The sequence below is a fragment of the Microbacterium sp. ACRRU genome, assembly GCF_022346945.1.
Lineage (GTDB): Bacteria > Actinomycetota > Actinomycetes > Actinomycetales > Microbacteriaceae > Microbacterium > Microbacterium mcarthurae.
On sequence record NZ_JAKRNI010000018.1, the window covers coordinates 1 to 20,057 of the forward strand.

A 20,057-nucleotide genomic window follows, 5' to 3' on the forward strand; every position below is an offset into this window, starting at 1 on the left:
GGGCGGATTTGGCGGGGGCGGGGGATGCCGAGTACAGTAGAGACCAAGCCAAAGACCGCCGGTCATCGTCGTGCGTGCACGAAGATCGAAGCGTCTGCCGAAAGGCAGAGGACCTGCGCAGGTGACATGAACTCCTCCCGATCGGGAATCCGAGCTCCGTGCGCCTGCGCCGGAGCTCTTCTTTTTTGCCGTCGCCCGGTGTCTTGGCCGGCGCCCCGCCTCCGCGGAGCGCCTCGTACACACAAGGAGTGGCCATGGCGCAGAAGGACGCATCGGTCGCCGAGCTCACGAAGCACTTCGAGAACTCGACTGCCGTTCTGCTGACCGAGTACCGCGGTCTGACGGTTGCCCAGCTCAAGCAGCTGCGCAACGACATCCGTCAGGACGCGGAGTACGCCGTGGTGAAGAACACGCTGACCAAGATCGCCGCGGCCAACGCGGGGGTCACGGGACTGGACGACGAGCTCAAGGGCCCGTCTGCCATCGCGTTCGTGCACGGCGACCCGGTCGCCGTCGCGAAGGGGCTGCGTGCCTTCGCCAAGGCTAACCCTCAGCTCGTGGTGAAGGGCGGCTACTTCGATGGCGCCGCTCTGACCGCGGATGAGGTCAACAAGCTCGCCGATCTCGAGAGCCGTGAAGTCCTGCTGGCGAAGCTCGCCGGTGCGATGAAGGCGACGATGACCAAGGCGGCATACGTCTTCCAGGCGCTTCCGTCGAAGGCCGTTCGCACGGTCGACGCGTTGCGCGAGAAGCAGGACACCGCGGCCTGACCCGGCCCGGATGACAATCCCGATCAAGGAGAAACACAATGGCTAAGCTCAGCACCGAAGAGCTGCTCGACGCGTTCAAGGAGCTCACCCTCATCGAGCTCTCCGAGTTCGTGAAGGCGTTCGAGGAGACGTTCGACGTCACCGCCGCCGCCCCCGTGGCCGTGGCCGCTGCCGGCGCCCCCGCCGGTGGTGCCCCCGCCGAAGAGGCCGAGGAGAAGGACTCGTTCGACGTCGTCCTCGAGGCCGCCGGTGACAAGAAGATCCAGGTCATCAAGGTCGTCCGCGAGCTCACCTCGCTCGGCCTCGGCGAGGCCAAGGCCGTCGTCGACGGTGCCCCCAAGGCCGTGCTCGAGGGCGCGAACAAGGAGACCGCCGACAAGGCGAAGGAGGCCCTCGAGGCTGCCGGCGCCACGGTGACCCTCAAGTAATTCCACGCACTTCGCGTACACGAAGGCCCGGATGCCATTGGCATCCGGGCCTTCGTCGTTCCGCGCCCGCGGCTCCGGGTCTCGCTGCGGGCGGCGGCGGATGTTCACCTACTCGAAACAAAGAAGTCTGGGAAATCGGTATGCGTCTCGTCTACGGTCGAGATGACCCCCCGTCGATCCCCCCACCGGCGTCGCTCCGTCGCGCGTCGTTCTCTGGAGACCCATGCATCACGCACCCTCCCGCGCGCCCGCGCGCCGCTTCACCACGACCCTCAGCGCCGTCCTGGGGGCGGCGTTGCTCGGCTCCGCCCTCGCTCCCGCCCCCGCGTTCGCGGCCGACGGCCCCCGGGTGGTGATCAACGAGGCCTACCTGAAGGGCGGTAGCGGCGCCGCCGCGTACACGCAGAAGTTCGTCGAGTTGTACAACGCCGGCGACACCTCTCAGGACCTCAGCTCGTGGTCGCTGCAGTACCGCTCGGCCTCGAGCACGAGCGCGCCGAACGGCGCCAACACCCTGCGCCTGACGGGTTCCATCGCCGCCGGCGGCTACTACCTCATCGCGCTCCCCGGCAACGGCGTCGTCACCAACGCGTTGCCGACGCCCGACGTCACGAGCACGGGTCTGAACCCGTCCGGGACGACGGGGCAGCTCTTCCTCGCGAATGTCGCCGAGTCGCTCGCTCTGCCCGCGGGCAACGTCGACGACCCCCGGGTCGTGGACTTCCTCGGCTACGGCGCCGGGGTGAGCTTCGAGACCGCCCCGGCGGTGGTCGACGGCCCCAATGCCACGCAGAACGCGCTGATCCGCAGCGGATTCGTCGACAACGACGACAACTCCGCCGACTTCACCAATACCGCGACCGTCACGCCGCAGAACTCCGGCGGCAGCACCCCCGCCCCCGAGCCGACCGTCACCCCGACCACGGCGCCCACGACCCCGGCGCCGACGCCGAGCGTCACCCCCGGCGAGGTCGTCGCGATCCGCGACATCCAGGGCACCGGTGCCACGACCCCGCTCGACGGCGCCACCGTGACCACGCGCGGCATCGTCACCGCCGCGTACCCGACCGGCGGCTACAACGGCTTCTACATCCAGACGCCGGGGACGGGCGGCGACATCGACCTCGCCGCGCACGCCGCATCGGACGCGATCTTCGTCTACGGCTCCGCGGCCACCGCGAAGGTGCAGATCGGCGCCCACGTCGAGGTCAGCGGCACCGCGAGCGAGTACTACGGCCAGACCCAGATCACCGCTGCCGCCGACGGCGTCCAGTCGCTCACCGAGCAGGCCGCACCGGTCGAGCCGGCGAAGATCGGGTGGCCGAAGACGGACGAGGAGCGCGAGCGGTTCGAGGGGATGCTGCTCGCCCCGCAGGGTGACTTCACGGTCACCAACACCTACACGACGAACCAGTACGCCGAGGTCGGCCTCGCGGCCGGCACCACGCCGCTGCGCACCCCGACCGATGTCGCGCGTCCCGACACCCCGGAGTACGTCGCGGCCGTCGCCGACAACAAGGCCCGCGCGATCGTCCTCGACGACGGGGCTTCGCTGAACTTCCTCAGCACGGCGAAGAACGTTCCCCTGCCGTACGTGTCGCTCGCCGAGCCGGTCCGCGTCGGCGCTCGCGCGACGTTCGAGACTCCGGTGATCTTGGACTTCCGCAACAACACCTGGAAGTTCCAGCCGACCGAGCAGCTGACGGTGGAAAACGCGGATGCCGTGCAGCCGGCGACCTTCGAGAACACCCGGACGGTGGCTCCAGAGCCCGTCGGCGGCAACGTGAAGATCTCGAGCTTCAACGTGCTCAACTACTTCACCACGACCGCCGAGAGCGTCGGCTGCACCTCGACCTACGACGACCGCGAGGGCAACCCCATCACGGCGAACCGCTGCCCGGACAACGGTCCGCGCGGTGCCGCGAACGACGAGAACCTCCAGCGCCAGCAGGCCAAGATCGTCGCGGCGATCAACGGCCTCGGCGCCGACGTGGTCTCGCTCGAGGAGATCGAGAACTCGGCGCAGTTCGGCAAGGACCGCGACGCGGCCCTGTCCACCCTCGTCGACGCTCTCAACGCCGCCCTCGGCTCGGAACAGTGGGTCTTCGTTCCCTCACCGGCCGATCTGCCGGCGTCGGAGGACGTCATCCGCACCGCCTTCATCTACAAGAAGGCCGTCGTGGCGCCGGTCGGTGACAGCGTCATCCTCGACGACCCTGCGTTCGCGAACGCGCGTCAGCCGCTCGCGCAGGCATTCGCCCCCGTGGGCGACGAGGATGCCGCCATCCTCGCGATCGTGAACCACTTCAAGTCGAAGGGCGACAGCGACCCCAAGGCGACCGGCGACAACGCCAATGGCATCCAGGGTGCGTTCAACGGCGACCGCGTGCGTCAGGCCGAGGCCCTTGCGGCCTTCGCGGACGAGCGTGCGGCCGCGATCGGCACCGACGACGTGTTCCTCCTGGGCGACTTCAACGCCTACTCGCAGGAAGACCCGATCGAGAAGCTCCGTGAGTTCGGCTACGAGCCGCTCGAGGCGGGAACGGGCAAGTACTCGTACTCCTTCAGCGGACAGTCGGGGTCGCTCGACCACGTGCTGGCGTCGCCCTCGGCGCGCGAGCTCGTCACCGGTACCGACATCTGGAACATCAACGCCGTCGAGGCCCTCGCCCTGGAGTACAGCCGCTACAACTACAACGCGCTGAATTTCTATGAGGCCTCGCCGTACCGCTCGAGCGACCACGATCCGGTGATCGTGGGCCTGGACCTGTCGTCGACGACCGAGATCAACCTGCTCGGCATCAACGACTTCCACGGCCGCATCGACGCCAACACGGTGAAGTTCGCCGGGACGATCGAGCAGCTGCGCGCGGAGTACGGCGACGACAACTCGCTGTTCGTCTCGAACGGCGACAACATCGGCGCGTCGCTGTTCGCCTCGTCGGAGTTCGGTGACAAGCCCACGATCGACGTGCTCAACGCGCTCGAGCTGGCGGCCTCGGCCGTGGGCAACCACGAGTTCGACAAGGGGGCCGACGACCTGACCGGACGCGTGTCCGACCTGGCCGACTTCCCCTACCTCGCGGCCAACGTCTACAAGGACGGCCAGCCCCTCCTCCCCGGTTACGAGATCGTCGAGGTGGACGGCGTCCGCGTCGGCGTCATCGGCGCCGTCACCGAGACGACCCCCCAGCTCGTCACGGAGAGCGGCATCCGCGGCATCGAGTTCCGTGAGCCGGTCGCCGAGGTCAACCGGGTGGCCGCCGAGATCGATGACCGGGTCGACGTCATCGTCGCCCAGTATCACGAGGGCAGCGAGCTCGGGGACGCGGACGCGACGCTCGAGCAGGCCCTCGCCCAGGGCGGCGCGTTCGCGTCGATCGTGAACGACACGGACCCGGCGGTGGATGCCATCTTCACCGGGCACACGCACGCCGAGTACGTCTGGGACGCTCCGGTCCCCGGCGGTGAGGGCACGCGCCCGATCCTGCAGACCGGGAGCTACGGCGAGAACATTGGTCAGATCGTGCTCGACGTCGACAGCGACGGCGACGTCGTGGACTACACGGCCCGCAACGTGCCGCGCCTGTCCGCGCCGGACGCGGCCGCGAGCGCCGAGCTCGATGCGCGTCTGATCGCGACCTACCCCCGGGTTCAGGAGGTCAACGACATCGTCACGGCCGCGCGTGCCGAGGCGGACGTCGTGGGCCGCGTCCCGGTCGGCTCGGTCACGGCCGACATCACCACCGCCTTCAGCGGCGGCGCCTACGTCGACGGCGTCTACACCGGAGGCAAGCGCGACGACCGGTCCAAGCCGTCGGCCCTGGGTGGTCTCGTCGCCGACGCTCTGCTGACGACGCTCGAGGCGCCCGCCCGTGGCGGTGCCGACCTGGCGGTGGTCAACCCGGGCGGTCTGCGCGCCGAACTCCTCTACGACGGCGACGGCATCATCACGCGTGCGGAGGCGAACGCCGTGCTGCCGTTCGTGAACAACCTGTGGACGACGACCCTCACGGGAGACCAGCTTCGCGTGATGCTCGAGCAGCAGTGGGGCGACGCCGCGGGACGCGGCACGACCAACCTCGCGCTGGGCGTGTCCGAGAACGTGCGCTACACCTACGACGCCTCGCGCCCGGCGGGCCAGCGCATCCTGGGCATCTGGATCGACGGCGTCGCCGTCGATCCGGCGGCCGAGTACCGCGTGGGCTCGTTCAGCTTCCTCCTCGGCGGCGGTGACAGCTTCTCGGTCTTCCGCGAGGGCGCCGATACGCGCGATTCCGGTCTCATCGACCGCGACGCGTGGATCGACTACCTGAGCGCGAACCCGGGCCTCACCCCCGACTTCACCGCCCGCGGCGTGCAGGTCACGGGTCTGCCGGCGCAGGTCGAGCCCGGTGCCGAGGTGACGCTGACGGTTTCGGGTCTCGACCTGACCTCGCTCGGCGCTCCCGCGCACACGTCGCTGCAGGCGTCGCTCGGAACGACGGACCTCACCCCGGTCCCCGTGGCCGCAGGGGTCGGGACCCTCACGCTGACCGTGCCCGCTGAGGCAACCGACACGCTCGAGCTGCGGCTGACGGCTCAGCCCACCGGCACCACGGTGTCGGTGCCGTTGCGGGTCGCCGCCCCGGGCACGACCGACCCGGGAGCCAGCGACTCCGGCACCGGTGCGGGCGGGACCGGACAGGACGGTCCCGGCCGCGGCAACGCGGGGCAGGCCGGCGGGAACCTCGCGGTGACCGGTGCGGAAGGCGGCTGGATCGGCGCCGGGGTGCTCTCCGCCATCGCGCTGCTCGGACTGGGCGTGGCCCTGCGCCGCCGCTCGGTGCGTTCGACCGACTGAGCCGAAACGAGACGGGACCCCGGATGCCTGGCATCCGGGGTCCCGTTCGTGTCAGACGGTGCGCGGGGGAGCGGTGGAGGCCCGTACGACCAGACGGGTCTCGGCGAGGGTGCGCGGCGGTGGCTGCTCGCCCTCGATCATCGACAGCAGCAGGCGTGTCGCCGCGACGCCCTGGGCCTCGGGGTACTGCTCGACCGTCGTGAGCGCGAACATCTCGGCGTAGTCGTGGCCGTCGATCCCGACGACGCTCAGCTCCGTGGGGACGGCGATGCCCATGCGGCGGGCGGCGATGACGACGCCGATCGCGACCTCGTCGCACGCCGCGACGACGCCGGTGGGGCGTGAGGCGGCGTCGGCGAGGAAGGATGCCGCCGCGGCGTAAGCGTCGGTGATGGTCAGTGTCGACGGGACGCTACGGATCCTTACCGCGAGACCGCTGTCGTTCATGGCGTTGCGGTAGCCGATGGAGCGTTCGTCCACGTCGCGCGCCGGCGCGTCGGTGGGCGGGGTGCTGCCCACGAAGGCGATGTCCGTGTGGCCGAGCGCGATGAGGTGTTGTGTGATGATGCGGGTGATGCCGATGTTGTCCAGGCCGAGGGTCGGGATGCCCTGGAGGGGGTTTCCGATGCAGACGGTGGGTTTGTCGATTGCGAGCAGCCGCTCCAGGTCGGTGTCGCCCGGTTCGAGAGCGACGGCGATGATCCCGTCGAATCTCTTGCGTGCGAGGTAGGTCGAGTACAGACTCTCCCGGTCGCGGGAGCCGGGTTCGGCGACGTAGAGAGTGACGTCGTAACCCTGCGAGATGAGCGAACGCTCGACCCCCTCGATGATCGCGCCGAAGTACCATCGGTTGACCTTCGGGACGATGAGGGCGACGGTGCGCGTGCGTCCGGTCGCCAGGCTCACGGCGCTGGTGGAGGGCACGTAGCCGAGGGATGCCGCGGCGTCGGTGACGCGACGGCGCGTGTCGTCCGAGACGTAGCCGCCGCCGGTGAGCGCGCGACTCGCCGTCGACTTCGACACGCCTGCCAGGCGTGCCACATCGGCGATTCCGCTCATGAGCCGTCTTCCTCGAGGATCGTCGACGTCCGTGTCGACGTCATGAAGAGTATCCGACAACCGCACAAACTGGAACCGGTTCCGCGCACATATCCGCCAGGAATCCCGCGTGATTCCGCGAGTTACGGAGTCGTAATCAAAGATTGTTGCGTAGCGGGCCTTTGTCGCCTACGGTGATCTGGAATCGGTTCCCGATGGGTGCCGGTGCACCACTGAACTCAAAGAGGAGAAATCACATGGGCATGTCACAGCGGTATCGCCTGCTGGCTCCCGTCGGACTGCTGGCGGTCGGCGCGATCGCGCTCGCGGGTTGTGCGGAGGGCGACTCGGGCGGCTCCAGCGGTGGCACCGAGGGTGCGACCGTCCGGATCTCCGGCGGCATCACCGGTAGCGAGGCCGATCTGCTGAACCAGTCGTTCGAGAAGTTCACCGAAGACACCGGCATCAAGGTCGAGTACACGGGCGACAAGAGCTTCGAGGGAAACATCGTGACGAAGGTCACCGGTGGCGACGCCCCTGACATCGCCATCGTCCCGCAGCCGGGTCTTCTGCAGACCCTCGTGGGCACGGGCGAGGTTCAGAAGGCGACGGACACCGTCTCCTCGAACGTCGACGAGTACTGGGGCGAGGACTGGAAGTCCTACGGCACCGTGGACGGAGAGTTCTACGCCGCCCCGATGCTCGCCAACGTCAAGGGCTACATCTGGTACTCGCCCTCGAAGTTCGCCGAGTGGGGCGTCGAGATCCCCAAGACCTACGACGAGCTCCTCGCCCTCACGCAGACCATCCAGGAGAAGACGGGTGCCGCTCCGTGGTGCGCCGGCTTCGCCTCCGGCGACGCGTCGGGCTGGCCCGGCACCGACTGGATCGAGGACCTCGTCCTCCGTCAGTCCGGCCCCGAGGTCTACGACCAGTGGGTCGCGAACGAGGTCAAGTTCACCGACCCCGAGATCAAGCAGGCCTTCGACGCGGTCGGTGAGATCCTGCTGAACCCCGCCTACGTCAACGCCGGCTTCGGTGACGTCAAGAGCATCAACTCGGTCGCCTTCGCCGATGTCGCGGCCAAGGTCGCCGACGGCAGCTGCCCGATGACGCACCAGGCTTCGTTCCTGTCGTCGAACTTCCTCACCGTCACGAACGCAGAGGGCGGCGAGGTGACCGTCGCGCCCGATGGTGACGTGTACGCGTTCCTGACCCCCGGCATCACCGAGGGTGAGCAGTCGGTCGAGGGTGGCGGCGAGTTCGTCGCGACGTTCTCCGACGACCCGAACGTGCAGAAGGTCGCCGAGTTCATGTCGACCCCCGAATTCGCTGACGCTCGTGTGGAGCTCGGCGGCGTGATCTCGGCCAACAAGGGCGCCGACCCGTCGCTCGCTTCCAGCGAGTTCCTGAAGGAGGCCATGGAGGTCCTTCAGAACCCCGACACCACGCTCCGCTTCGACGCGTCCGACCTGATGCCGGCCACGGTCGGTGCCGGGTCGTTCTGGAAGGGCATGGTCAGCTGGATCGACGGCACGCCCACCGACGAGGTGCTGCAGAACATCCAGGCCGGCTACGACAACTGAGCCGACCCGCAAGACCGGTGGGCCGTCCGCTTCGGCGGGCGGCCCACCGGTACCGTACCCCCATCACGGCGCCGCTGAGCCGGCCCGTCCATCGATGAGCACGAGGGCGTGTTCGGGAGGGAAGTCATGACCCAGATCAGGCAGGCGGAGAAGCCCCCGGAGGCATCTCCGCGACGCGGGCGGGCGGAGGCCGATCCGGCCCCGCGGGGCCCCGCACGGAGGCATCGGACGACCGTCCTGGTCGTCGTCATCGGGCTCATCGCCGCGGTGGCACTGTTCCTGTTCATGATCACGCGGGCACCCGCGGAGACGAGGCCCACGACCCTCGGCTTCTCGCTGAACAGCTTCTTCCGGACGCTGGGCGAGATGAACCCACTGATCCAGATCCCGCTCGTGATCCTGGTCTTCGCCGCGGTCGTCGGTCTGCTCCTCCTGCTCATCGAGTACGCGCCCCGATCGGGTAAGGGGTACTTCTGGCTGCGGCTGGTCGCGTGCTTCGGCATCCCGGTGCTGGCCTTCATGCTCCTGCGCCCGTACCAGAACGCCGTCATCTACGTCCTGGGCATCGCCGTGATCCTCGGTGGCATCCTTTTCTACGCCGACTACCGCTCACGTCAGGGCGCGGGCTACCTGTTCCAGCTCGTGCTGTTCGCCGCCCCGGCCGCGATCCTGCTGCTCATGGGGCTGGTCTACCCCGCGCTGTCCACGCTCGTGCAGTCGTTCATGGACAAGACCGGCGAGAACTTCGTCGGTTTCGAGAACTACATCTGGACCTTCACGAACCCCGAGGGCTTCTGGTCGGTCATCAACACCCTCATCTGGGTGCTGCTCGCCCCGACCTTCGCCACCGCGATCGGCCTGGCCTACGCCGTCTTCATCGACCGAGCCGCGGGGGAGCGGTTCCTCAAGATCCTCATCTTCATGCCGTTCGCGATCTCGTTCGTCGGCGCCGGCATCATCTGGAAGTTCGTCTACGACTTCCGCCAGGGCGACCAGATTGGCATCCTGAACGCGATCGTCACGGCGTTCGGCGGTCAGCCGGTGTCGTGGCTCGCGGCCACCCCGCTGATCAACACGCTCCTGCTTGTCGTGGTGTTCATCTGGAGCCAGACGGGCCTCGCCATGGTCATCCTGTCGGCGGCGATCAAGGCGGTCCCGCCGGAGCAGATGGAGGCCGCGGAGCTCGACGGGGCGAACGCCTGGGAGCGCTTCATCAACGTCACGGTCCCCGGCATCCGCTCTTCGCTCATCGTGGTGCTCACCACGATCGCAATCGGCGCTCTGAAGATCTACGACATCGTCGCGGTCATGACCGGTGGTCGCAACGACTCCACCGTCCTCGCCTTCGAGATGGTCAACCAGCAGCAGCGGTTCCAGAGCTACGGGCACTCCGCGGCGCTGGCCGTCGTGCTGTTCCTGTTCGTCCTGCCGCTGATCATCTTCAACGTGCGCCAGATCCGGAAGCAGAGGGAAGTGCGATGACCACCTCCACCGTGGTGCTCGAGCCCACGTCAGACACCCGTTCGGCACGACAGGTCGCGCGGGACACCCGTCGCCACGAGGCGATGGCGCGCAAGCGCCTGACCTCGAAGGGAGCCACGATCGCGGCGATCGCGATCGCGTTCTTCTGGACGATCCCGACCTTCGGTCTGTTCGTCACCTCGTTCCGCCCGGGCTCCGACACGCAGTCGACCGGATGGTGGACGGTCTTCACGGACCCGTCCTTCACTCTGGAGAACTACCGTCTCGCCTTCACGTCGGGCGGTACCGCGCTGACGCTGGCGGCATCGTTCCTCAACTCGCTCGCCATCACGATCCCGGTGGTCGTGTTCGCGCTGGCGATCGCCTCCTTGATCGCGTACGCGTTCGCGTGGATCGACTTCAAGGGGCGGAACTTCTTCTTCATCTTCATCTTCGCGTTGCAGATCGTGCCGCTGCAGATGGCCCTCGTGCCGCTGCTCAGCCTGTTCTCGCGCGGCTTGACGATCAACGACGTGACGATCTTCCCCGGCTTCGAGCTGCGGGGCATCGAGCACAGCTTCGCCACGGTGTGGATCGCCCACGTCATCTTCGCAATGCCGTTGGCGATCTTCCTGCTGCACAACTTCATCGCGGAGATCCCGCACGAGGTGATCGAGGCGGCGCGCGTGGACGGCGCGGGGCACGGACAGGTGTTCTTCCGTTTGATCCTGCCGCTCGCGGCTCCCGCCCTGGCATCCTTCGCGGTGCTGGAGTTCATCTGGGTGTGGAACGACCTGCTGGTGGCGACGATCTTCGCCCCGTCGTCATCGCTGCCGTTGACGCAATCGTTGAACTCGCTGTCGGGAACGTGGGGTGACCAGTGGTTCCTGCAGTCCGCGGGAACGTTCATCTCGATCCTGGTTCCCCTGATCGTGTTCTTCCTGCTGCAGCGCTTCTTCGTTCGGGGTCTCCTCGCCGGCGCGACGAAGGGCTGACGCCTTACGACGACGAGAGGGCGTGGCATCCGCGAGGGCGCCACGCCCCTTCGTCGTGCGAAGGGTCAGCCGGAACAGGACAGGCGGGCCTGGATGCTGCGCATCGCGTCGATCTCGGCCGACTGGCCGGCGACGATGGCCTCAGCCACGTCCTTCACGCGAGCGTCGTCGCCCAACTCGATGACGGCCTCGGCCATGGGAATCGCTCCCTGGTGGTGCCGGATCATCAGGTCGAGGAACAGACAGTCGGCGGGCTGCCCGTCGAGGGTGGCGAGGCGATCGAGCTCGGCATCCGAGGCCATGCCCATCTGCGCGAGCACCTCGTCCTGCGAGAGGGCGGACGTGTCGCCGTGGCTGTGCGCGCCGGACGCGGCCATCCACTGCATGAGCGGCTGGGACGACGCCTGCGGCAGCCCCCACTGCACGAGCCAGCCGTACATCTCGCCGCGCTGCCCGGACTGGGTCGTGGCGATGTCGTACGACAGGGTGCGCAGCTCGGGGTCGGCGGTCTTGCGGTAGATCTCCATCGCCATCTGGACGGCCTGCGTGTGATGAACCTGCATGTCGCGGGCGAAGCCGGCGTCGGCCGAGGCGGTCGACGGCGTCGCCGGCGCGGCGGTCGCGCCGAACGCGGTGAAGCGCCCGACGGAGAAGGCGACCGCGAGCAGCGCCACGGCGGCGACGGCGACGACGAGCCACCGCGTCGCCGGTCGCGCGACCGGGGCGTCGTCGTTCACGTCACGCCTTGCCGGGGCCGTCGATCGCACCCGAGCACGTGGCGTTCGGCTCGGGGACGTTCTGGCTGCGCCAGTACTCGGTGAAGAACTCCGCGATGCGCGGGTCGGTGGGGTCGTCGAGCTTCAGCTGGTGGTTCCAGGCGCTGACAGCCACGGGGGTGTCCATACCGGGGTACGGCGAGAGGATGGCGTAGCTCGAGGGCATGACCGCCTCGAGCGCCTCGACACCGGCCTCGTCGACACGCTCGGGATCGTAGGTGATCCAGATCGCGCCGTGCTCGAGGGAGTGCACCGCGTTCTCGTTCTGCTGGGGCTCGGTGTAGACGGCGCAGTTCAACCAGTACGGGTTGTGCGGACCGCCGGCGGGCGGGGTCTGCTCGTACGTCACGGTTCCCTCGACGTGGTCCGTGCGGTTCTCGAACGTCTCCACGCCCTCGATCTCGCGCCCGGTGCTGTTGCCGGCCTGATAGCTGGGCGGTGGCGCCGGGGCGAAGGCGAAGGATGCCACCACGAGACCGATCACGGCCAGGGCGGCGGTGGATCCGACCACCCACCAGACGAGCTTGCTGCGCTTACGACGCGCGATCTGCTTCTGGTACTCCTGGAGCTTCTGCTGCCGCTTCTGCTCGCGTTGCTGCTTGACGGTGAGGTCGATATCGGCCTGCGTGGCGGGGTTGCCGCTCTTGCGCTTGTCGGGGGAGGGGCTCATGCGGTCTGTGCTGTCTCTCTCTTATGCGGGAGGCGTCGGCGCGGGCCGATGCGCCCAGCCTATGCGGGTGAATGCGGCGTCGGCCTGAAAGGAACCCGCGAGGGGATGGTGCTGAAGCTGAGCCGCGCGATAGTATTACGGTGTCGAATCGTTTCGAGGTTCGGCGATCCCCCTCTTTTGTCAGCCCGGCTCCGTCCGGGCCATCCGTGTTGCGAAACGAACTGACTGCCGTGCTCGATACCGCCTCCCAGCCCGTGATCCCCTCGACCGCCCGCCCCGAGACCTCGGCGACGGGTGCCATCCGCGCGCTCGGCAGCAATCCCGCCACCGCGCCGGTCGTGTTGCATCCCGGCGACAGCATCCCCGCATCGCGTCGTGTGCTGTACGTCGTGCTGCTGGGGGCGCTCACCGCCCTCGGGCCCTTCACGATCGACCTGTACCTGCCGGCCTTCCCGGTGCTCGAGGCCGACTTCCAGACGTCGGCGGCGGCGATCCAGCTGACGCTGACCGGGACGATGATCGGCTTCGCCCTCGGGCAACTCATCGTGGGGCCCCTCAGCGACAAGGTCGGGCGCCGCATCCCGCTGCTGTCGGTCACCGCTCTGCATGTCGCGGCCAGCGTCTTCGCGGCCCTGGCCCCGACGCTCGGCACGCTGTCGATCGCGCGCGTGCTCATGGGGGCCGGTGCGGCGGCCGGTGGTGTGGTCGCCGCGGCGATCGTCCGGGACCTTTTCGGAGGGCGCCGCCTCGTCGTGATGCTCTCGCGTCTGGCTCTGGTGTCCGGCGTCGCTCCGGTCCTGGCTCCCCTCGCCGGCTCGCTGCTGCTGTCGGTCATGCCGTGGCGCGGCATCTTCTGGGTCTTGGCCGCGTACGGCACGGTCATGCTCGTGTCTGCCATCGTGTTCGTTCCCGAGACGCTCCCCTCCGCTCGCCGCGGCGGCAAGGGCGCGACGACCGTGTGGCAGCGGTACGCGAGTGTGTTCCGCGACCGCGTCTTCATCGGTGTGCTCGTCATCGGCGCCATGACCTTCAGCGGTCTCTTCTCTTACCTGTCGGCGTCGTCGTTCCTCTTCCAACAGAGCTACGGCTTCGACGCCCAGCAGTACGGCGTGCTGTTCGCGGCCAACTCCGTCGGTCTGGTGATCGGCGTGCAGGTGGCCTCGCGTCTGGCTGCGCGATTCGGTCCCCAGTGGGTCTTGGCGTTCTCGACGGCCTCGCTGGTGTTGTGGGCGACCGTGATCGTCGTGTTCGATCAGCTCGGCCTCGGGCTGTGGGGCACGGTGATCCCGTTGTTCTTCTTCATGACCTCCTGTGGATTCACGTTCCCGTGCGCGCAGGTGCTCGCCCTGGATCGCCACGGCAAGGCGGCAGGAACCGCGCAGTCGATCATCGGCGCGTCGAACTTCGGCATCGCGGGAGTGATCTCGCCCGTGGTCGGTCTGTTGGCCACGGGTTCCGGCATCACCGCGACGACGATGGCATCCGTCATGGTGGGGTGCGCGGTGCTCGGCGTCCTGGCCCTGTGGCTGCTCGTGCGCCCGCGCACCGTCGCGCGGCTCGCGCCGTGACCCGATGCCGCGGCGCGAACAGTAGCAGAGGGCGTGCCGAGGTTCCGCGGCGCCGCCCGGACGGGCATCATTAGCCGATGAACGTCGATTCCGAGCCCGTGGCGCCGCTGACGGTGCGCTCCGATCGTGCGTGGGGCATCGTCGGCCTGGTGCTGATCGCTCTCGCCTGCGGACTGGGGGCGTGGGTGTACTTCCGTGGGCCGAGCCCGTTCGCGATCGACGTGTGGTGGAACCAGTTGTTCGCCGCGGCGCCGCTGGAGCCGCTGCTGTCGTTCGCGCTCGTGATGAACGAGCTGGGCGGCTACGTCACCGCCATCCTCATCGTCCCGATCGGCGGTGCGCTCGCGCTGTTCCTCTTCGGCAAGCGGTGGGCGGCGCTGTACTTCCTCGCGGCCTCGGCGGGCAGCGCTCTGCTCGTGCAGGTGCTGAAGCACACGTTCGGACGCGCGCGTCCGGAAGACATCCTCGTGCTCTCCGATTACGGCTCCTTCCCGTCGGGGCACACCGCGAACGCGGCGACCATCGCGGTGGTGGCCGGAATCCTCTTCCCGTCGCTCTGGGTGCGGCTGGCCGGTGCGGCCTGGCTCGTGCTGATGGCTTTCAGCCGCACATACCTGCACGCCCACTGGCTCTCCGACACCATCGGCGGCGCCCTCGTCGGCGCCGGCGCGGCTCTCGTGCTGGCCGCGGTGTTCTCGCGTCTGCGCGCACGCGACGCGGACCGCGCGACGCTCCGGCGCGCCGGCCGAGCCCCGGATGCCGTGTCCCCGCGCACGTCCTAGGCTGACCGCTATGAGCGACAGTGCCGCCGCCCGTCCCGCCGACGATCCCGAGGTCTCACGTCTGCGCGCGGCGGCAGAGGCTGCGGAGGCGGAACTGCGTCTGGCCCGGGCGCGCGCCGAGCTCGCGTCCGCCGAGGCCGCTGCCGCTCGTGCCCGCGCGGATGCCGCCGCGGGGCCGGACGTCGAAACCACGACGTCGGCGGGCGAAGCGGCGCCATCACGTACCTCGTCGACGCGGCAGCCCGCCCCCGACGCCGAAGCTCCTCTCACCGCCGCCCAGGTCGCCGAGATCGCGGCCGGGTATGGGAGCGACGCGGCGGCCCTCGACCTCGGCGTGCTCGTCAACGGCGGCCCGGTGGCATCCGTTCGCGTGCGCATCCCGCTCGCCATGACCAACCGGCACGGGCTTGTCGCCGGGGCCACCGGGACGGGCAAGACGCGCACGCTGCAACTCCTGGCCGAGCAGCTGTCGGCCAGCGGCGTTCCCGTGTTCGCGGCCGACATCAAGGGCGACCTGTCCGGTATCGCGGCTCCCGGCGCGGAGAGCGAGAAGCTCAGGGCGCGCACCCGCTCCCTCGAACAGGACTGGTCACCGCGCGCGTACCCCACGGAGTTCTACGCACTCGGGGACGACTCCGCGTCCGGTGTGCCGGTGCGGGCGACGGTATCGGGATTCGGCCCCCTGCTGCTCAGCCGCGTGCTCGGCCTCAACGCCACCCAGGAGTCGAGTCTGGCGCTCGTGTTCCACTACGCGGACGAGAAAGGCCTCGCCCTCGTCGATCTCTCCGACCTCCGGGCGGTGCTGACGTTCCTCACCAGCGATGAAGGCAAAGCCGAGCTGAAGAACGTCGGGGGACTGTCGAGCGCGACCGCCGGTGTCATCCTGCGCGAGCTCGTTGCCTTCTCGGCCTCCGGCGCCGACGGCTTCTTCGGCGAACCGGAGCTGGACGTGACGGACTTCCTGCGCGTCACCGCCGAGGGCGAGGGCATGGTGAGCTTGCTCGAGGTGCCGAACGTCGCCGCACGCCCCGAGCTGTACTCGACGTTTCTCATGTACCTGCTGGCGGAGCTCTACGAGGTGCTCCCCGAGGTCGGCGATCTCGACAAGCCGAAGCTGGTGTTCTTCTTCGACGAGGCGCACCTGCTGTTCCGGGACGCGTCGAAGGCGTTCCTCGCGGCGATCACGCAAACCGTGCGCCTCATCCGGTCGAAGGGCGTCGGCGTCTTCTTCGTCACACAGACACCCAAGGACGTCCCGGCCGACGTGCTGGCGCAGCTCGGTTCGCGCGTCCAGCACGCGCTGCGCGCCTTCACTCCCGATGACGCCGCGGCTCTGCGCGCCTCGGTGCGCACGTACCCGGCCTCCGGTTACGACCTCGAGCGCGTGCTGCAGGAGCTCGGGACCGGCGAGGCGATCATCACCGTGATGGATGAACGTGGCACGCCGACGCCCGTCGCCTGGACGCGGCTGTACGCACCACGGGCGTCGATGGCGCCGATCCCCGCGGGCGACCTCGCCGCCGCCGTCTCGGCATCCCCCCTGTTCGCCCGATACGGCTCACCGCTGGAGCGCGAGTCCGCGCGTGAGATCCTCGCAGCGCGGCTGCAAGCGGCGACCGAGGCGCGGGAGGCCGCCGAACGGGCGAAGAAGGCCGCCGCCGATGAAGCGGAGTACGCGCGGCAGAAGGCGGCGATCGACAAGGCCCACGCCGAGGCGCAGAAGAAGGCGCAGCGCGAGTACGACCGGCTGCTCAGGGGAACGGCATCCCCTCGGTCGAGCTCTCCCTCGTCGCCGCTCGACGACCTTCTGGGCCGCGGTTCCACGCGGACGATCCTGAACGGTGTGATCCGGGGCCTGTTCGGCACCGGCCGCCGTTAACCCGGCGCGAGTCGCCAAGACTTGTCGCCGCGGAGCACCCGACGGCGACAAATCCTGGCGACTCGCGCGTGGCGGGGCGGTCAGGGGCGGCGGATCTCGAGGGGCATCGTGGAGGTGTCGATGAGGGGGTCGTCGTCCTGGCGGGCGACCACGGCCTCCGCTTCCGCGGGTGTCTCGACCGCGGGCACCGAGCCCAGCAGGGGTCGCCGCGCGGTCTCGCGCATCGCCAGCAGCGCGAGGAGACCGAGCGCCGCGAAGAACATGATGTAGAAAGCGGGCATGAGGGTGTTCCCGGTCCACTCGATCAGCGCCTGGCTGAACAGCGGCGTCGTTCCGCCGAACAGCGACACCGCGATGTTGTACGCCACGGCCATCGCACCGAAACGTGACGCGGTGGGGAAGAGGGCGGGGAGCGCGGATGCCGAGATCGCGACGTAGAACGCCACCGGCACCGCCGCCATGAACAGGGCGATCATGACCGCCCACAGCTCGCCGATCTGCATGATGAGGAAGGCGGGGACGAGGAGCACGACGGCCGATCCGGCGGCGATCGCGTACACGGGCTTCCGGCCGATCCGGTCACTGAGCTTGCCGATCAGAGGGAGCGTGGCCGACATCACCAGCAGGACCGGAACCGTTGCGACGGCGGCTCCGAGGTTGGAGATGCCGACCTCGGTCTCGAGGTAGGTGGGCATGTAGCTCGTCAGCGCGTAGCCGGCCGTGTTGGTCGCCGCGACGAGCGCGATGCCGATGAGCAGCGCACGCCAGTGATGACGCACGATGCCCCTGAGCCCCTGCCGAGCCAGGGGATCGTCGGAGCCGATCTCCTGCGCGGCTTCGGCCGCATGGGTCTGCTCGAACGAGGGGGTCTCGGGGATGCGCAGACGGAAGTAGATCGCGACGATACCCAGCGGGATCGCCAGCAGGAACGGGATACGCCAGCCGTACTCGACCATCGCGTTCTCGCCCGAGATGGAGGTCGTGATCGCCGTCGTGATCGCCACCGCCGAGGCCCCGGCGGCGAACCCGACGTACGAGCCGACATCGAGCCACGACGACCAGAACCCCCGGCTGCGGTCGGGGGAGAACTCCGACACGTACGTCGTCGCGCCGGCGTACTCGCCTCCCGTGGAGAACCCCTGGACCATCTTCAGCAGGTACAGCGGCACGATGGCCCACAGACCGATCGCGGCCGACCCGGGCAGCAGGCCGATGAGGGCGGTCGCGGTGGCCATCATCGCCATGGTCAGGAACAGCACCTTCTGGCGTCCGATGCGGTCGCCGAGGGGGCCCAGGACGAAGCCACCGAACGGGCGGACGAGGAACGAGATCGCGAAGCCGAGCAGGGTGACGAGGAGGCCCCACGGCTCGGGGAGGTCGGAGGTGAAGACGACCGCGAGGGTGACGGCGAGGTACCCATAGATGCCGAAGTCGAACCACTCCATGAAGTTGCCGACGACGGTTCCGCCGATGGCCGTGCGGACGCGCTTCTTGTCGACGACGATGACGTCATCGACCTCGAGGCGGGGATGATCGGATGCCGCGGAAGAATGCTGGCTCATACTCCACCCCTACCGCGAACGCGGTGCGTTTTCCAGTCGATGGGATGCGCGGAACGGATGTGTTAGCCCGGTCCCGTCGCCCGCCGCGAGAAGCCCGGTCGGTCGCTCAGAGCCGCTCGCCCTCGGCAGACTTCCCCCCGCGCGTCAGGAGAATGTCAGGATCGTATCGCCCCACGCGCGGCGGAGGTCGCCGTCGAGGTCGTTGACGACGGCGTCGTGGCGGTCGATCACGAGCGTCGCCCGCGCGTCGTCCCCGTCCGTGCGGAATGGGGGCCAGGCGGGGGTGCCGGATGCCGTCGGCTCGTCTCCCCGAGCGAAGGCAGTCCACCGCGCCAGCATTCGCGCGGAGATCAGGTCGGCGATGCGGCGCCCGCCGAGCCGGAAGGTCAGGTCCTTCGGGCCGCTCACGAGGTTCCCCCACACGTACGGCAACTCGGTTGCGTGTGTGGCCCCGAGGCCGATGAGTCGGAGGAAGGGCGCGGCGTGATCGAAGCGGTACAGCCACACCGGCGCGGCCTTCGAGTGACCTTCGGCCACCCACAGCGTGGGGAGACGGAAGCCGATATCGCGCGCCACGCCCAGCCCGATCGCACGATGACGCACGTGCTCGTACGCGGTCAGCACCTGTTCGCGCGTCGGCAGTTCGACGCCGGGGCTCTCCGCCGCCATATCGGCGAACATCTGATCGATGCGTTCGCCCGTGATGGGGATGAGCGGCGACTTCATGAACGAGAACAGTGACGCTTCGTCTTTGTTCGTGCCGATCACGAGGGGGACCGGGATGCCGCGGCCCTCCCGGAGCACCGCGATGGGGGCCTCCGGGAGCAGGTCGCCGTCGACGACCGGAGCGAACGCGAGCGTGCCGGGGTCGCTCGTCGGGACGTCGGCGTAGACGCGCTGGCTGGCGGCGACGATCGCGTCGACCGAGGCGGCCTCGACCGCGGTCGAAGCCGCGGGGTCGTCCGCGGCGATTCCCAATTCGGAGAGGAAGCGGCGGGCGACCTTCATCGCGCGCGCGCTGCCGTAGACGCTGGAGGCCGGAGACGATTGAGCGATCGCGCGGTGGAACAGACCCCGCGCCGACGGGGTCGCAAGGAGCGTGGTGACCAGGCCGCCCCCTGCGGACTCGCCGAACACCGTGACGCGGCTCGGATCTCCGCCGAAGGCCGCAACATTGCGCTGCACCCACCGCAGGGCGAGCAGGACGTCCTTGAGAGCGAGATTGCCGTCGAAACCCCCGTCGGGTAGGGCGTGGGAGAGGTCGAGAAAGCCGAGGGCGCCCAGGCGGTAGTTGACCGTGACCACGATCACGTCGCCGGCCGACACCATCGACGTCGCGTCATAGAGCGGTTGGCTCGAGGACCCGAACGTGTAGGCGCCGCCGTGCAGCCACACCATCACCGGGCGGGCGGACGCGCTTTCCCCCTCCGGCGCCCACACATTCAGCGACAGGCAGTCCTCGTCTTCGACGGCTCCTTCTCCGAGCGGGATCGCCGGGTTCGTGGGCTGCGGGCAGACGGGGCCGAAGTCGGTGGCATCCACGACGCCGTCGGCGTCCGGCGCGGGGAGGGGGTCGCGCCAGCGGCGATCGCCCGTCGGGGGGAGGGCGAAGCGGATGCCGCGCCACGAGCGGACGGAACGGTCCACGCGGCCGCGGAAGGTGCCGGCGGGCGCGGTGACGGTGACGGCGGTCTCCACG

General features: G+C 69.0%; 14 protein-coding genes. 9 read left to right on the top strand and 5 right to left on the bottom strand.

What is annotated here, in order from left to right:
- The first annotated feature begins 254 nt into the window (after nt 1-254).
- The 3 genes from rplJ (at nt 255) to MHY30_RS09785 (ending at nt 6,041) form a co-directional block, all read left to right on the top strand.
- Nucleotides 255-770, top strand: a complete 516-nt coding sequence (gene rplJ / locus MHY30_RS09775; protein WP_138177968.1) for a 50S ribosomal protein L10 — start codon at nt 255-257, stop codon at nt 768-770.
- Nucleotides 771-808: 38 nt separating this feature from the next.
- The gene (gene rplL / locus MHY30_RS09780) at nt 809-1,198 is read left to right on the top strand and encodes a 50S ribosomal protein L7/L12 (RefSeq protein ID WP_239276729.1); all 390 of its coding nucleotides are present in this window, start codon (nt 809-811) and stop codon (nt 1,196-1,198) included.
- 223 nt (nt 1,199-1,421) lie between these two features.
- Nucleotides 1,422-6,041 (top strand): ExeM/NucH family extracellular endonuclease, encoded by a 4,620-nt coding sequence (locus MHY30_RS09785; RefSeq protein WP_239276730.1) that lies wholly within the window; start codon nt 1,422-1,424, stop codon nt 6,039-6,041.
- A gap of 51 nt (nt 6,042-6,092) precedes the next feature.
- Here the strand turns inward: MHY30_RS09785 and MHY30_RS09790 are convergent, their stop codons facing one another.
- Nucleotides 6,093-7,100, bottom strand: a complete 1,008-nt coding sequence (locus MHY30_RS09790) for a LacI family DNA-binding transcriptional regulator (protein ID WP_239276731.1) — start codon at nt 7,098-7,100, stop codon at nt 6,093-6,095.
- Between the two features lie 236 nt (nt 7,101-7,336).
- Here MHY30_RS09790 and MHY30_RS09795 point away from each other — a divergent pair, with 236 nt between their 5' ends.
- The 3 genes from MHY30_RS09795 (at nt 7,337) to MHY30_RS09805 (ending at nt 11,121) form a co-directional block, all read left to right on the top strand.
- Nucleotides 7,337-8,665 carry an ABC transporter substrate-binding protein gene (locus tag MHY30_RS09795; RefSeq protein WP_239276732.1) on the top strand — a complete coding sequence of 443 codons (1,329 nt, stop codon included), beginning with the start codon at nt 7,337-7,339 and terminating at the stop codon, nt 8,663-8,665.
- A gap of 126 nt (nt 8,666-8,791) precedes the next feature.
- Complete coding sequence (locus MHY30_RS09800) at nt 8,792-10,147, top strand: carbohydrate ABC transporter permease (RefSeq protein WP_374204602.1); 1,356 nt, start codon at nt 8,792-8,794, stop codon at nt 10,145-10,147.
- Nucleotides 10,144-11,121 (top strand): carbohydrate ABC transporter permease, encoded by a 978-nt coding sequence (locus MHY30_RS09805; RefSeq protein WP_239276733.1) that lies wholly within the window; start codon nt 10,144-10,146, stop codon nt 11,119-11,121. Before MHY30_RS09800 ends, MHY30_RS09805 begins: the two co-directional genes overlap by 4 nt.
- A gap of 65 nt (nt 11,122-11,186) precedes the next feature.
- On the opposite strand, the gene MHY30_RS09810 is transcribed toward MHY30_RS09805, so the two are convergent.
- Together MHY30_RS09810 and MHY30_RS09815 are read right to left on the bottom strand one after the other, a co-directional pair.
- Nucleotides 11,187-11,858: a DUF305 domain-containing protein gene (locus MHY30_RS09810; RefSeq protein ID WP_239276734.1), complete on the bottom strand. Its 672-nt coding sequence runs from the start codon at nt 11,856-11,858 to the stop codon at nt 11,187-11,189.
- A 1-nt stretch (nt 11,859) separates the two neighbouring features.
- Nucleotides 11,860-12,567 (bottom strand): DUF3105 domain-containing protein, encoded by a 708-nt coding sequence (locus tag MHY30_RS09815; protein ID WP_239276735.1) that lies wholly within the window; start codon nt 12,565-12,567, stop codon nt 11,860-11,862.
- 230 nt (nt 12,568-12,797) lie between these two features.
- Here MHY30_RS09815 and MHY30_RS09820 point away from each other — a divergent pair, with 230 nt between their 5' ends.
- From MHY30_RS09820 to MHY30_RS09830, 3 genes are all read left to right on the top strand, one after another.
- Entirely contained in the window at nt 12,798-14,135 is a 1,338-nt protein-coding gene (locus MHY30_RS09820; RefSeq protein WP_239276736.1) for a multidrug effflux MFS transporter, read from the top strand.
- A gap of 77 nt (nt 14,136-14,212) precedes the next feature.
- Complete coding sequence (locus tag MHY30_RS09825; protein WP_239276737.1) at nt 14,213-14,917, top strand: phosphatase PAP2 family protein; 705 nt, start codon at nt 14,213-14,215, stop codon at nt 14,915-14,917.
- Between the two features lie 10 nt (nt 14,918-14,927).
- Nucleotides 14,928-16,796, top strand: coding sequence for a helicase HerA-like domain-containing protein (locus MHY30_RS09830; protein ID WP_239276738.1), 1,869 nt, complete (start codon nt 14,928-14,930; stop codon nt 16,794-16,796).
- 80 nt (nt 16,797-16,876) lie between these two features.
- Here MHY30_RS09830 and MHY30_RS09835 read toward each other — a convergent pair whose 3' ends face one another.
- Complete coding sequence (locus MHY30_RS09835) at nt 16,877-18,358, bottom strand: MFS transporter (RefSeq protein WP_239276739.1); 1,482 nt, start codon at nt 18,356-18,358, stop codon at nt 16,877-16,879.
- Nucleotides 18,359-18,502: 144 nt separating this feature from the next.
- Nucleotides 18,503-20,056 carry a carboxylesterase/lipase family protein gene (locus MHY30_RS09840; RefSeq protein WP_239276740.1) on the bottom strand — a complete coding sequence of 518 codons (1,554 nt, stop codon included), beginning with the start codon at nt 20,054-20,056 and terminating at the stop codon, nt 18,503-18,505.
- Nucleotide 20,057 lies beyond the last annotated feature (1 nt).